The following is a 12619-nucleotide window of genomic DNA, read 5'->3' as shown; positions in this document are numbered from 1 at the left end:
GGCGATGTTGTGAGTCAGTTCCAGTGCCCGAGCGAGACGCATAAAAAAATCCGATGCCAATACAGGCATCGGATTTTGATTTCTTGCGGCCAAAGGTCAAGCAAGAGGGCTTAACTGATCGGCATTAGCCTTTTGAGGCCTCTTTTTTTTGCGCGTTTTAAACCACTGTAGGAGCGAGCTTGCTCGCGAAAAACTCCAAGTCGACGCGTTTAACCAGAAAACCCGCGTCATCATTCACCATCTTCGCGAGCAAGCTCGCTCCTACACAACGCGGTAAGCGTTATATCTTGCCGAGCAACAACAGAATCAGCAGGACTACCAACACGGTACCGAGAATACCCGATGGCCCGTAACCCCAGTTGCGTGAGTGAGGGAACACTGGAAGACCGCCGACCAGCAGGAGGATCAGAATAATGATAAGAATGAGGCTCATGTTTTGTTTTCCTTATTGTCTTCTGAAAAGACCTGTTATTTAACGAATATGCCCGACAGCTAACACGGACGCCTTAATAACTCCGACCGGTGCGTTTGGCAGAAAATTCCGTGTTTTTTTAAAGCATTTTGCGAAGTTGCTTATTTCCTTTAACACCGTTGCAAATAGCTGCGCTTAGTTCAAATAAATTGAACTTGCAACCTTTGACGCCCTCCGACCCGGCTCGCGGTTTGCCCGGGGCATTCAGCAGTCTGATGGTGCGTGGGTGTAGGAAAAACCTTCGCTACACTGCGGCTCACTTCTTCCGTGAACCACAAGGCTACTTTCCTATGCAAAATCGCATGATGATCACCGGCGCCGGTTCTGGTCTGGGTCGCGAAATCGCTCTGCGCTGGGCCCGTGAGGGTTGGCAGTTGGCCTTGTCGGACGTCAGCGAAGCGGGCCTGCAAGAAACCCTCAAGCTCGTACGCCAGGCCGGTGGTGACGGTTTCACCCAGCGTTGCGACGTGCGCGACTACAGCCAGCTCACCGCCTTCGCACAGGCCTGTGAGGAAAAGCTCGGCGGCATCGATGTGATCGTCAACAACGCCGGTGTGGCGTCGGGCGGGTTCTTCAGCGAACTGTCCCTGGAAGACTGGGACTGGCAGATCGCAATCAACCTCATGGGGGTGGTCAAGGGCTGCAAGGCGTTCCTGCCGCTGCTGGAAAAGAGCAAGGGCCGCATCATCAACATCGCCTCCATGGCCGCCCTGATGCAGGGCCCGGCCATGAGCAACTACAACGTGGCCAAGGCCGGCGTGGTGGCGCTCTCGGAAAGCCTGTTGGTGGAACTCAAGCAGCAGGAAGTCGGGGTGCACGTGGTGTGCCCGTCGTTCTTCCAGACCAACCTGCTGGATTCCTTCCGCGGGCCGACGCCAGCGATGAAGGCCCAAGTGGGCAAACTGCTGGAAAGCTCGCCGATTACTGCCGCAGAGATCGCCGACTACATCTACCAGCAGGTGGCTGAAGGGCAATTCATGATCCTGCCCCACGAGCAGGGGCGCATGGCCTGGGCGCTGAAGCAGAAGAACCCACAGTTGCTCTATGACGAAATGACCGTGATGGCGGACAAGATGCGGGCCAAGGCTCAATCGCAGGTGGCAAAAGGCTGAATCTCAGGTGAGTACCTAATGGGGTGAAGGGCGCTTGATGTGGCGAGGGAGCTTGCTCCCGTTGGGCTGCGCAGCAGCCCCAAAACCTGCCGCCAAAGTCTTCCTGGAAGAGTGCGTTGACCTTATTGGGGCGCTTCGCACCCCAACGGGAGCAAGCTCCCTCGCCACAGAGATCAACCGTTTATGTGAACATCGCGTTTAGTTCTGATGTGTAATTCGCGACTAATCGTCGGTTGTCTGTAAGGCAACTTACCAGTCTGTGTAAGGCGTGCCTGTTTAACCTGAAGGCTATTGATGGTGATGGGCGGGGAGCGCATGGTCGGGGTTCGGTAACTTAAAAAGGACGAACCCCATGCTGGTATTAAGCCGCGCGGTAGGCGAAATAATCTCGGTGGGTGACCAGATCACTCTGCGGATTCTGGAAGTGAGCGGCACCCAGGTGAAACTCGGTGTCGAAGCGCCGGTAGGGGTCAATGTGCACCGGGCGGAGGTCTATCAGAAGATCCTCAGCCGCCAGGGGCAACAGGAGGCCCAGCCGGTGGCCAATCCCTGAGGGTCATTCGAACAGATGCTTGGGCACATCGTGCTTGAGCATCAACTGGCACTGCTCGCTCTCGGGGTCGAAAACAATCAGCGCCTGGCCCTTGGTCAACGCTTGGCGTACCCGCAGCACCCGGGTCTCCAGGGGCGTGTCGTCGCCATTGTCGGTGCCGTCGCGGGTCACGAAGTCTTCGATGAGGCGGGTCAGGGTGTCGACTTCAAGTGCATCGTAGGGAATCAGCATACAGGCCTCAGCTAAGGAATCCCGGCGATGCTACTGCGCCGGGACCCCAGTTGCCAGTCTCAGGTTTTTTGACCCACCAGGCTGTCCACCGATGGCACGCGGGTATCACTCTCCATCTGCGTGTCGTGTTCGATCTGGTGGCTGAAGCGGTCAAGTGAGCCTTTGGCCGGCTGAGCATCACTGGCAAATACCGGCGGGCTGAGGATGTAGGCGCCCAGCAGGCGGCTCAACGCCGCCAGGCTGTCGATATGCGTGCGCTCATAGCCGTGGGTGGCATCGCAACCAAACGCCAGTAGGGCGGTGCGAATGTCGTGGCCGGCGGTCACGGCCGAATGCGCGTCGCTGAAGTAATAGCGAAACAGGTCGCGACGCACCGGCAACTCATTCTCCGCCGCCAGGCGCAGCAGGTGTCGTGACAGGTGATAGTCGTACGGCCCGCCGGAATCCTGCATCGCCACACTCACCGCGTGTTCGCTGGAATGCTGCTCGTGGGCCACCGGCGCGATGTCGATGCCGACGAATTCACTCACATCCCACGGCAATGCCGCCGCCGCGCCACTGCCGGTTTCTTCGGTAATGGTGAACAACGGGTGGCAGTCGATCAGCAGCGGTTGGCCGCTGTCGACAATCGCCTTGAGCGCCGCCAGCAGCGCGGCAACCCCGGCTTTATCGTCCAGGTGGCGGGCGCTGATATGCCCGCTCTCGGTGAACTCCGGCAGCGGGTCGAACGCGACAAAATCGCCCACGCTGATGCCCAGGGAATCGCAATCGGCGCGGGTGGCGCAGTAGGCGTCCAGCCGCAGTTCGATGTGGTCCCAGCTGATGGGCATTTCATCCACGGCGGTATTGAACGCGTGCCCGGAGGCCATCAACGGCAACACGCTGCCGCGAATCACTCCGTTATCGGTAAACAGGCTGACACGGCTGCCTTCGGCAAAACGGCTGGACCAGCAGCCCACCGGTGCCAAAGTCAGGCGGCCGTTTTCCTTGATCGCCCGTACGGCGGCACCGATGGTGTCCAGGTGCGCGGAAACGGCGCGGTCGGGGCTGTTTTTCTGGCCCTTGAGGGTGGCGCGAATGGTGCCGCGCCGGGTCATCTCAAAGGGAATGCCCAGCTCTTCAAGGCGCTCGGCAACATAGCGCACGATGGTGTCGGTAAACCCGGTGGGGCTGGGGATGGCGAGCATTTCCAGCAGCACTTTTTGCAGGTAAGCGAGATCCGGTTCGGGGATGGTTCGGGTCATGGAAACTCCTGATGAGTTGAGGGCATCGATGGTTTCGATGAAAGGGGCGCCTCAGAGATTTGTGTTGGCTGTCCCGGCGCCTTCGCGAGCAAGCCCGCTCCCACAGGGGAAGGCATTCCAAATGTGGGAGCGGGCTTGCTCGCGAAGGCGCCAGTCAAGGCAACACCTTTCTCAAGCCGTCGGTTGGCTATGCGGGAATAACAAATCCACGAACTTTTCAGCCGTCGGCTGCGGTTCATGGTTGGCCAGCCCGGCCCGTTCGTTGGCTTCGATAAAGACGTAGTCCGGTTGGTCGGCGGCCGGCACCATCAGGTCCAGGCCCACCATGGGAATATCCAGGGCGCGGGCGGCACGCACGGCGGCGTCGACCAGGGTCGGGTGGAGGATGGCGGTGACGTCTTCCAGGCAACCGCCGGTGTGCAGGTTGGCGGTACGCCGCACGGCCAGGCGTTCGCCACGGGGCAGGATGCTGCTGTAGTCGTAGCCGGCGGCGTGCAGGGTGCGTTGGGTTTCGTTGTCCAGGGGGATTTTGCTTTCGCCATCGGTGGCGGCCTGGCGTCGGCGGCTCTGGGCCTCGATCAAGGCGCCGATGGAGTGCTGGCCATCGCCGGTGACTTCCGCCGGGCGGCGAATGGCGGCGGCGACCACTTCAAAACCGATCACCAGAATGCGCAGGTCGAGGCCTTCGTGGAAGCTTTCCAGCAGCACACGCGTGTCGAACTGACGGGCCGCTTCAATGGCTTTTTGCACGTCTTCAATGGTCTGCAAATCCACCGCCACGCCCTGGCCTTGCTCGCCATCCAGCGGTTTGACCACAATGCGCTGGTGTTCGTCGAGAAACTCCAGGTTGTCATCGGCACTGCCGGCCAACTGTTGCTCCGGCAGCTTCAGGCCAGCGGCCTTGAGCACCTTGTGGGTCAGGCTCTTGTCCTGGCACAGGGTCATGCTGATGGCGCTGGTCAGGTCGCTGAGGGATTCGCGGCAACGCACCCGGCGGCCACCGTGGCTCAAGGTGAACAGGCCGGCGTCGGCGTCATCCACTTGCACATCAATCCCGCGCCGATGGGCTTCCTCGACGATGATCCGCGCATAAGGGTTGAACCCCGCTTGCGGGCCAGGGCCGAGGAACAGCGGCTGGTTGATGCCGTTCTTGCGCTTGATGGCGAAGGTGGTCAGGGCGCGAAAACCGAGCTTGGCGTAGAGACTTTTCGCCTGGCGGTTGTCATGCAACACCGACAGGTCGAGGTAGCTCAGGCCACGGCTCATGAAGTGTTCGATCAAGTGTCGCACCAGCACTTCACCCACGCCGGGGCGGGTGCATTGCGGGTCGACCGCCAGGCACCAGAGGCTGCAGCCGTTTTCCGGGTCGTGGAAGGCTTTCTGATGGTTCAGGCCCATCACGCTGCCGATTACCGCGCCGCTGTCTTCGTCCTCGGCCAGCCAATATACCGGGCCGCCTTGGTGCCGTGGGGTCAGCAAGGCCGGGTCGACCGGCAACATGCCGCGCCCCTGATACAGCTGGTTCACCGCCTGCCAATCCGCCTCGCTCTGCACCCGGCGAATCCGGAAACCGCGAAACACCCGGGTGGCCGGGCGATAGTCGGTGAACCACAGGCGCAAGGTATCGGACGGGTCGAGAAACAACTGCTGCGGATCAATCCCGAGGATCTGCTGCGGCGCCGCCACATACAGCGCGATATCGCGCTCGCCGGGCTGCTCGTTGAGCAACTCCCGGGCCAGGCTCGCCGGGTCCGGGAAGGTATGGCCGATCAACAGCCGGCCCCAGCCGCAATGCACGGCAATCGGCGTGGGGTCCAGTTCGCTGCCGTCTTCGGCGAAGCGGGCTTGCAGGCGCTCGTAGGAGGGCGCCTGGCCCCGCAGCAAGCGTTGGCTGTAAGCCGTGGCATGAGGTTTCATGAATCAGATTCCTTGTTCGCTGAGCCACAGGTTCAGCGCCGCCAGTTGCCACAGCTTGGAGCCGCGCAACGGGGTCAATTGGCCTTGGGGATCGGTGAGCAGGCGGTCGAGCATCGCCGGGTTGAACAGGCCGCGATCCTGGCTTGGGTCCAGCAACAGGTCGCGTACCCAGTTCAAGGTATCGCCTTGCAAATGCTTGAGGCCGGGCACCGGGAAATAGCCTTTCTTGCGGTCGATGACTTCGCTCGGAATCACCCGGCGCGCAGCTTCCTTGAGCACTTGCTTGCCGCCGTCCGGCAGCTTGAATTTGCCCGGCACACGGGCCGACAGCTCCACCAGGCGGTAGTCGAGGAACGGCGTACGCGCTTCCAGGCCCCAGGCCATGGTCATGTTGTCGACGCGCTTGACCGGGTCATCCACCAGCATCACGGTGCTGTCCAGGCGCAGGGCTTTGTCCACCGCGGCATCGGCGCCGGGCTGGGCAAAATGCTCGCGCACGAAGTCACCGGCGGCATCATTCGCAGTCAGCCATTTGGGGGCGACGGTGGCGGCGTAGTCGTCGTAGCTGCGGTCGAAAAACGCATCGCGGTAGGCGGCATACGGATCGCTCGCCCCGTCCACTTGCGGGTACCAGTGGTAACCGGCGAACAGCTCATCAGCGCCCTGGCCGCTCTGCACCACCTTGCAATGCTTGGCCACTTCCCGGGACAGCAGGTAGAAGGCGATGCAGTCATGGCTGACCATCGGCTCGCTCATCGCGCGGAAGGCCGCTGGCAGTTGCTCGATGATTTCGCTCTCGGCGATGCGCAGTTGGTGGTGCCGGGTGCCGTAATGCTTGGCGATCAAATCCGAATACTGGAACTCGTCGCCGCGCTCGCCACCGGCGTCTTCAAAGCCGATGGAAAAGGTCGACAGGTCCTGCACGCCAACTTCCCGCAACAGGCCTACCAGCATGCTCGAATCGACACCGCCCGAGAGCAGCACGCCCACATCCACCGCCGCCCGCTGCCGAATCGCCACGGCTTCGCGGGTGCTGTCGAGCACGCGGTCGGTCCAGTCTTCGAGGGTCAGGCTGGCTTCATCGGCGTGAGGGCCGTAAGGCAGGGTCCACCAGGTTTTTTGTTCGGTGTTACCGTCTGCATCTATGCGCATCCACGATGCAGGCGGCAGTTTTTCAATGCCCGCCAACAACGTGCGCGGTGCAGGCACCACCGCGTGAAAGTTCAGGTAGTGATTGAGCGCCACCGGATCGAGGATCGGGTTGATATCGCCGCCCTTGAGCAGCGCTGGCAGGGCCGAGGCAAAACGCAGGCGCTGGCCGGTGCGCGACAGGTACAGCGGCTTCACGCCGAGACGGTCACGGGCGATAAACAGGCGCTGGGCATCACGCTCCCAGATGGCGAAGGCGAACATGCCGTTGAGCTTGGGCAGCAAGGCTTCGCCCCAGGCGTGATAACCCTTGAGCAGCACTTCGGTGTCGCCGCCGGAATAGAACGCATAGCCCAGCGCTTCAAGCTCTGTGCGCAGTTCCGGGAAGTTGTAGATCGCGCCGTTGAATGCCAGGGACAGCCCCAGTTGGGCGTCGACCATCGGTTGGGCGGAGCCGTCCGACAGGTCCATGATTTTCAGGCGTCGATGGCCCAGGGCAATCGGCCCTTGGGCGTGAAAACCCCATGCATCGGGGCCTCGGGGGGCGAGGTGATGGGTGATTCGTTCCACAGCTGCCAGGTCGGCAGGTTGGTGATCAAAGCGTAACTCGCCAGCTAATCCGCACATAAATTCCTTACCGGTTTTTCCGTTGGGGAGGATAGAAATGCAGCCCGCTAATACGGCGGGTACCCAGAGACTGACCCGGGTAAATTGCGGGAGTTTTAGAACAATCCGTTATAAGGCAATGAGCCTTGACGGGCTGGGGCCCGTCGTGGCGCTCAGGATTTGCTTGCGTTGCCGCGAATCAGGGCGCGCAGCGCGAACCGATTTGGGTGGCAGGCTTCGCTGACACTGCGCGGCAGCGGCAGCGGCTCATCGGCGAGCCAGGCGGCGAGCAGTTCGCTGCACAGTGGCGCGGTGACCAGCCCGCGTGAGCCATGGCCACTGTTGATATACACGCCATTGAGCCACGGGCACGGCGCATCAGGGGCGTGACGGGCGTCTTTGCTGAGGGCGGCGTAGGTGTGGTCAAACGCCTCGCGCGCAGCCAGCGGCCCGACGATCGGCAAGTAGTCCGGGCTGGTGCAGCGGAACGCGGCGCGGCCTTCGAGCTGTTCGGGTGCCAGGTTATCGGCGCCCAGGCGTTGCAGCAGGTCGACGGAGATTTCTCGCAGCATCTCGAGATTGCCCACGTGCTCGGCAACTGTTGGTGTAAGGTCGTCGTTCTTGAAGTCAAAGCTGGCGCCGAGTGTGTGTTCTCCCAGGCGTGGCGGGGCGACGTAACCCTCGGCGCAAACCACGGTGGCCAGTACCTGGCTTTGTGCGGTTTGCGGCAATCGGGTGATTTGCCCGCGAATGCGTTTGAGGGGCAAGTCAGCGCTGAAGGAAAAACGCTTTATCTCCGCTGCGCCAGCCAGTACTACCACGCTGGCGCAGGCTAGTACGGTGTCGCCATGCAACGCTTGCCACTGACCGTCGACCTGCTTCAGCTCAAGCGCGTCATGGTGGTGGAGCACTTCAATCAACGGATGCTTCGCTTGCCACTGGCACAGCGCGGGCGGGTGTACCCAGCCGCCCTCGGGGAAGAACAAGCCGCCTTGTTCCAGCGTTATCCCGGCTCGTGTCTGGGCCTGTTCTTTATCCAGCAGGTGCAGCAGGTCTGGGGCGAAGGCGCTGGCCAACTGCGCCTGACGCTCGGCCTCCTTGGCATTGAAGGCCAGTTGCAACACGCCGCAGCCATCCCAGTCCACACCGCGTTGCAGATGTTCCAGCAGGCGCCGCGTGTGGCCGAAACCGCTGAGAATCAATTGCGAGAGTGCCGTGCCATGGGCTGAAAGCTTGAGGTACAACACCCCTTGCGGGTTGCCGGAGGCTTCCTGTGCGAGCGCTGCGTGGCGCTCCAGCAAGCTGACCTGCCAGCCCCGTGCTGCGAGGCTGGCGGCCGTGGCGCAACCGGCCAGGCCACCGCCGATCACGAGTGCGCGGCGCTCACCCGCCAGTGGCGCCGGGCGGGCGAACCAGGGTTTGACTGCGGTCGGTGCAGGCGCCTCGGCGGGCCAGCCAAGAAACTCACCCCGCAGGATTTCCCACTTGTGGCCAATGCCCGGCGTGCGCTTCATCTTGAACCCGGCGGCGTTGATCAACCGCCGCACCCAGCCGGTGCTGGTAAAGGTGCTGATGGTCGAGCCCGGTGCCGCCAGCCGCGCCAGTTCGGCAAACAGCTCGGCGGTCCACATGTCGGGGTTTTTCGCCGGGGCGAAACCGTCGAGGAACCATGCGTCAATCTGCGCATCCAGTTGCGGCAATTGCTCCAGGGCGTCGCCGATCAGCAACGTCAGGGTGACGCGGCCGTTGTCCAGGATCAGCCGCTGGAAGCCTTGATGGATCGCGATGTACTGCGCCAGCAATTGTTCGGCAAACGGTGCAAGTTCGGACCAGAGGGCGAGGGCGCGTTGCAGGTCGGCGTGGCTCAGCGGGTATTTTTCCACACTCACAAAATGCAGGCGCGCGCCCGCCACGGCGTGTTCTTCGAACAGCTGCCAGGCGCACAGAAAATTCAGCCCGGTGCCGAAGCCGGTCTCACCGATCACCAGCCGCCCGCCCACTGGCAGCGCAGCAAAACGCTCCTGTAAACGGTTCTGTTCGAGGAACACGTAGCGGGTCTCTTCAAGGCCCGACTTGTCGGAGAAGTACACATCATCGAAGACCCGCGAATGCGGGCGACCTTGGTCATCCCAGTCGAGCTGGGCGTGGGATACGGGATTCATGGGCGGCTCATAAAATAAAGCAGGCAAAGGCAAGGCGGCCATTCTAGCCGATCAACAGGGTTGTCATTGATCCATGGCAAGCCGCTGTGGAATTTCCTGCCGCGTGTTGTTGCCCAATCCGCTAGTCTTGATCACTTCTGGAACGGAGCCGCCCATGTTCGAATCTGCCGAAATCGGTCACGCCATCGACAAAGAAACCTACGACGCCGAAGTACCGGCCTTGCGCGAAGCCTTGCTGGAAGTGCAGTACGAACTGCAGCAGCAAAAGCGCTTCCCGGTGATCATCCTGATCAACGGCATTGAAGGCGCCGGCAAGGGCGAAACCGTCAAGCTGCTGAATGAATGGATGGACCCGCGCCTGATCGAGGTGCGCACCTTCGACCAGCAGACCGACGAAGAGTTGGCCCGCCCGCCGGCCTGGCGCTACTGGCGCCAGCTTCCGGCAAAAGGCCGAATGGGCATCTTTTTTGGCAACTGGTACAGCCAGATGCTGCAGGGTCGCGTGCATGGCGAGATCAAGGATGCGCGGCTGGACCAGGCCATCGCCGGTGCCGAGCGCCTGGAGAAGATGCTCTGCGATGAAGGCGCGCTGATCTTCAAGTTCTGGTTTCACCTCTCCAAAAAACAGATGAAATCCCGGCTCAAGGCCTTGCAGGACGATCCGCTGCACAGCTGGCGCATCAGCCCGCTGGACTGGCAGCAGTCAAAGACCTATGACAAATTTGTGCATTTCGGCGAGCGCATACTACGCCGCACCAGCCGTGACTATGCGCCGTGGTATGTGATCGAAGGGGTGGATGCGCACTACCGTGGGCTGACCGTGGGCAAGATCCTGCTCGAAGGCCTGCAAAACGCCTTGAAAGTGCCCAAGGGTAAAACCAGCGGCATGAACCCGGCCCCGCTGCCGTCGGCGGTTGACCAGATGAGCCTGCTGAACAGCCTGGACATGACCCTGAGCCTTGAAAAGGACGATTACGAAGAACAACTGATCACCGAACAGGCGCGGTTCTCCGGGCTGATGCGCGACAAGCGCATGCGCAAGCACGCGTTGGTGACGGTGTTTGAAGGCAACGACGCTGCGGGCAAAGGGGGCGCCATCCGCCGCGTGGCGGCAGCCCTCGACCCCCGGCAGTACCACATCGTACCGATTGCGGCGCCCAGCGAAGACGAGCGCGCCCAGCCTTACCTGTGGCGTTTCTGGCAAAAAATTCCGTCGCGCGGCATGTTCACCGTGTTCGACCGCTCCTGGTACGGCAGGGTGCTGGTGGAGCGCATCGAAGGCTTCTGCACGCCCACGGACTGGATGCGCGCCTACGGCGAGATCAACGACTTTGAAGAGCAACTGCGCGACGCCGGGGTGATCGTGGTCAAGTTCTGGCTGGCGATCGACAAGCAGACGCAGTTGGAGCGGTTCCAGGCCCGCGAGGAAATCCCGTTCAAACGCTTCAAGATCACCGAAGACGACTGGCGTAACCGCGACAAGTGGGACGACTACCGGGCGGCTGTGGGTGACATGGTCGACCGCACCAGCACTGAGATTGCACCGTGGACGTTGGTTGAGGCGAATGACAAGCGGTGGGCGCGGGTAAAGGTGTTGCGCACCATCAACCTGGCACTTGAAGAAGCGTTCGACAAGACCGACAAGCATGACAAAAAGGGCAAGAAGAAGTAGCGCCATGCTTTTGCATACGCGGGATGAATGATTGTCGCGGTTGAAGAGGGCGGGATCTATGCTCGATCCATCTCTCAACAACCACAACCATTGAGGTAGCCCATGCGTGAAGTAGTGATCGTCGACAGCGTGCGAACCGGCCTGGCCAAGTCCTTTCGCGGCAAGTTCAACCAGACCCGCCCCGATGACATGGCTGCCCATTGCGTCAACGCGCTGCTGACCCGCAACGGCATCGACCCGGCCAGCGTCGAGGACTGCATCGTGGGCGCCGGCTCCAACGAAGGTGCGCAGGGCTACAACATTGGCCGCAACGTGGCGGTGTTGTCGCGCCTCGGTACGGGTACGGCGGGCATGACCCTCAATCGTTTCTGTTCCTCGGGCTTGCAGGCGATCGCGATTGCGGCCAACCAGATTGCTTCCGGTTGCAGCGACATCATTGTTGCCGGCGGGGTTGAGTCGATCAGCCTGACCATGAAGAGTGTGAACACTGACAACCTGATTAACCCGTTGCTCAAGGAGCAGGTGCCGGGCATTTACTTTCCTATGGGGCAGACGGCGGAGATTGTTGCGCGGCGGTATCACGTCAGTCGTGAAGAGCAGGACCTGTATGCGCTGCAAAGCCAGCAGCGTACGGCTCAGGCGCAGGCTGACGGGTTGTTCGATGATGAAATCGTGCCGATGGCGGTGAAGTACAAGGTTGAGGACAAGAACACCGGGGCGGTGCAAGTGTTGGACGGGGTTGTGGATCGTGATGATTGCAATCGTGCGGATACGACCTTGGCCAGCCTTGCGGGGTTGAAGCCGGTGTTTGCCGAGGATGGGTCGGTGACGGCGGGGAATTCGTCGCAGTTGTCTGATGGGGCTTCGATGACGTTGGTGATGAGCCTGGAAAAAGCGTTGGAGTTGGGGCTTAAGCCGAAGGCGTTTTTTCGCGGGTTTACGGTGGCTGGGTGTGAGCCGGATGAGATGGGCATTGGGCCGGTTTTTTCGGTGCCCAAGTTGCTCAAGGCGCGTGGGCTGGCGGTGGCGGATATTGATTTGTGGGAGTTGAATGAGGCGTTTGCTTCGCAGTGCCTTTATGCGCGTAATCGGCTTGAGATTGATAATGCCAAGTACAACGTTAATGGGGGGTCTATTTCGATTGGGCATCCGTTTGGGATGACGGGGTCGCGGCAGGTGGGGCATCTGGTGCGGGAGTTGCAGCGGCGGAATTTGCGTTATGGCATCGTTACTATGTGCGTTGGCGGGGGGATGGGGGCTACGGGGTTGTTTGAAGCGGTGCGGTAGGTTTGGTTGGGGGTGGAGTACATATCCGTTGTTGCGGTAACGGCTACTTATGGTTTCGCTCTTACAGCGAGTCACTTTTGAAAAGCGTGTACGGACCGGACACATGGTGGACACATGTGCGGGGACATGGTTGACACATTATGAACCGTAATCAGGCTGTTTCACGTCGATCGTTCGCAAAAAATGATGGCAAAAATAAACGTCAAACAGCCCG

10 protein-coding genes are annotated in these 12619 nt (G+C 61.0%); 4 read left to right on the top strand and 6 right to left on the bottom strand.

All coding sequences use genetic code 11. From position 1 onward, the window contains the following. Window positions 1–280 precede the first annotated feature (280 nt). Window positions 281–433 (bottom strand): DUF3309 family protein, encoded by a 153-nt coding sequence (locus CEC48_RS29300; protein ID WP_003216767.1) that lies wholly within the window; start codon window positions 431–433, stop codon window positions 281–283. A 329-nt stretch (window positions 434–762) separates the two neighbouring features. Between CEC48_RS29300 and CEC48_RS29295 the strand changes: the two genes are divergently transcribed. Continuing rightward, a complete protein-coding gene (locus tag CEC48_RS29295; RefSeq protein ID WP_088427005.1) occupies window positions 763–1584 on the top strand; it encodes an SDR family oxidoreductase in 822 nt (273 codons plus the stop codon). A gap of 352 nt (window positions 1585–1936) precedes the next feature. Next, entirely contained in the window at window positions 1937–2137 is a 201-nt protein-coding gene (gene csrA / locus CEC48_RS29290; RefSeq protein WP_088427004.1) for a carbon storage regulator CsrA, read from the top strand. A 3-nt stretch (window positions 2138–2140) separates the two neighbouring features. On the opposite strand, the gene CEC48_RS29285 is transcribed toward csrA, so the two are convergent. The 5 genes from CEC48_RS29285 to mnmC all read right to left on the bottom strand — a co-directional run bounded on the left by CEC48_RS29285 (window position 2141) and on the right by mnmC (window position 9446). Further along, a complete protein-coding gene (locus CEC48_RS29285) occupies window positions 2141–2368 on the bottom strand; it encodes a YheU family protein (RefSeq protein ID WP_007965656.1) in 228 nt (75 codons plus the stop codon). Window positions 2369–2427: 59 nt separating this feature from the next. Beyond that, window positions 2428–3612 carry an osmoprotectant NAGGN system M42 family peptidase gene (locus tag CEC48_RS29280; protein ID WP_088427003.1) on the bottom strand — a complete coding sequence of 395 codons (1185 nt, stop codon included), beginning with the start codon at window positions 3610–3612 and terminating at the stop codon, window positions 2428–2430. A 171-nt stretch (window positions 3613–3783) separates the two neighbouring features. Further along, window positions 3784–5529: an N-acetylglutaminylglutamine synthetase gene (gene ngg, locus CEC48_RS29275; RefSeq protein WP_088427002.1), complete on the bottom strand. Its 1746-nt coding sequence runs from the start codon at window positions 5527–5529 to the stop codon at window positions 3784–3786. A gap of 3 nt (window positions 5530–5532) precedes the next feature. Continuing rightward, window positions 5533–7305, bottom strand: coding sequence for an N-acetylglutaminylglutamine amidotransferase (locus CEC48_RS29270; RefSeq protein WP_088427001.1), 1773 nt, complete (start codon window positions 7303–7305; stop codon window positions 5533–5535). Window positions 7306–7457: 152 nt separating this feature from the next. Next, window positions 7458–9446: a bifunctional tRNA (5-methylaminomethyl-2-thiouridine)(34)-methyltransferase MnmD/FAD-dependent 5-carboxymethylaminomethyl-2-thiouridine(34) oxidoreductase MnmC gene (gene mnmC, locus CEC48_RS29265; protein WP_088427000.1), complete on the bottom strand. Its 1989-nt coding sequence runs from the start codon at window positions 9444–9446 to the stop codon at window positions 7458–7460. 154 nt (window positions 9447–9600) lie between these two features. Between mnmC and pap the strand changes: the two genes are divergently transcribed. Together pap and CEC48_RS29255 are read left to right on the top strand one after the other, a co-directional pair. Then, window positions 9601–11118 (top strand): polyphosphate:AMP phosphotransferase, encoded by a 1518-nt coding sequence (gene pap / locus CEC48_RS29260; RefSeq protein ID WP_088426999.1) that lies wholly within the window; start codon window positions 9601–9603, stop codon window positions 11116–11118. A gap of 102 nt (window positions 11119–11220) precedes the next feature. Continuing rightward, window positions 11221–12405: a thiolase family protein gene (locus tag CEC48_RS29255; RefSeq protein ID WP_088426998.1), complete on the top strand. Its 1185-nt coding sequence runs from the start codon at window positions 11221–11223 to the stop codon at window positions 12403–12405. The last annotated feature ends 214 nt before the right edge of the window (window positions 12406–12619 follow it).

This window comes from Pseudomonas sp. K2I15, assembly GCF_002204795.1.
GTDB lineage: Bacteria > Pseudomonadota > Gammaproteobacteria > Pseudomonadales > Pseudomonadaceae > Aquipseudomonas.
The sequence above is the reverse complement of the archived record's forward strand: the minus strand, read 5'-3'. Positions and strand labels throughout refer to the sequence as shown.

Excerpts from the sequence above, each read along its gene's own strand:
- CEC48_RS29255 (WP_088426998.1), top strand. The coding sequence starts at position 11,221 with ATGCGTGAAGTAGTGATCGTCGACAGCGTGCGAACCGGCCTGGCCAAG.
- pap (WP_088426999.1), top strand. The coding sequence starts at position 9,601 with ATGTTCGAATCTGCCGAAATCGGTCACGCCATCGACAAAGAAACCTAC.
- CEC48_RS29295 (WP_088427005.1), top strand. The coding sequence starts at position 763 with ATGCAAAATCGCATGATGATCACCGGCGCCGGTTCTGGTCTGGGTCGC.
- mnmC (WP_088427000.1), bottom strand. The coding sequence starts at position 9,446 with ATGAATCCCGTATCCCACGCCCAGCTCGACTGGGATGACCAAGGTCGC.
- CEC48_RS29270 (WP_088427001.1), bottom strand. The coding sequence starts at position 7,305 with ATGTGCGGATTAGCTGGCGAGTTACGCTTTGATCACCAACCTGCCGAC.
- CEC48_RS29285 (WP_007965656.1), bottom strand. The coding sequence starts at position 2,368 with ATGCTGATTCCCTACGATGCACTTGAAGTCGACACCCTGACCCGCCTC.
- csrA (WP_088427004.1), top strand. The coding sequence starts at position 1,937 with ATGCTGGTATTAAGCCGCGCGGTAGGCGAAATAATCTCGGTGGGTGAC.
- ngg (WP_088427002.1), bottom strand. The coding sequence starts at position 5,529 with ATGAAACCTCATGCCACGGCTTACAGCCAACGCTTGCTGCGGGGCCAG.
- CEC48_RS29300 (WP_003216767.1), bottom strand. The coding sequence starts at position 433 with ATGAGCCTCATTCTTATCATTATTCTGATCCTCCTGCTGGTCGGCGGT.
- CEC48_RS29280 (WP_088427003.1), bottom strand. The coding sequence starts at position 3,612 with ATGACCCGAACCATCCCCGAACCGGATCTCGCTTACCTGCAAAAAGTG.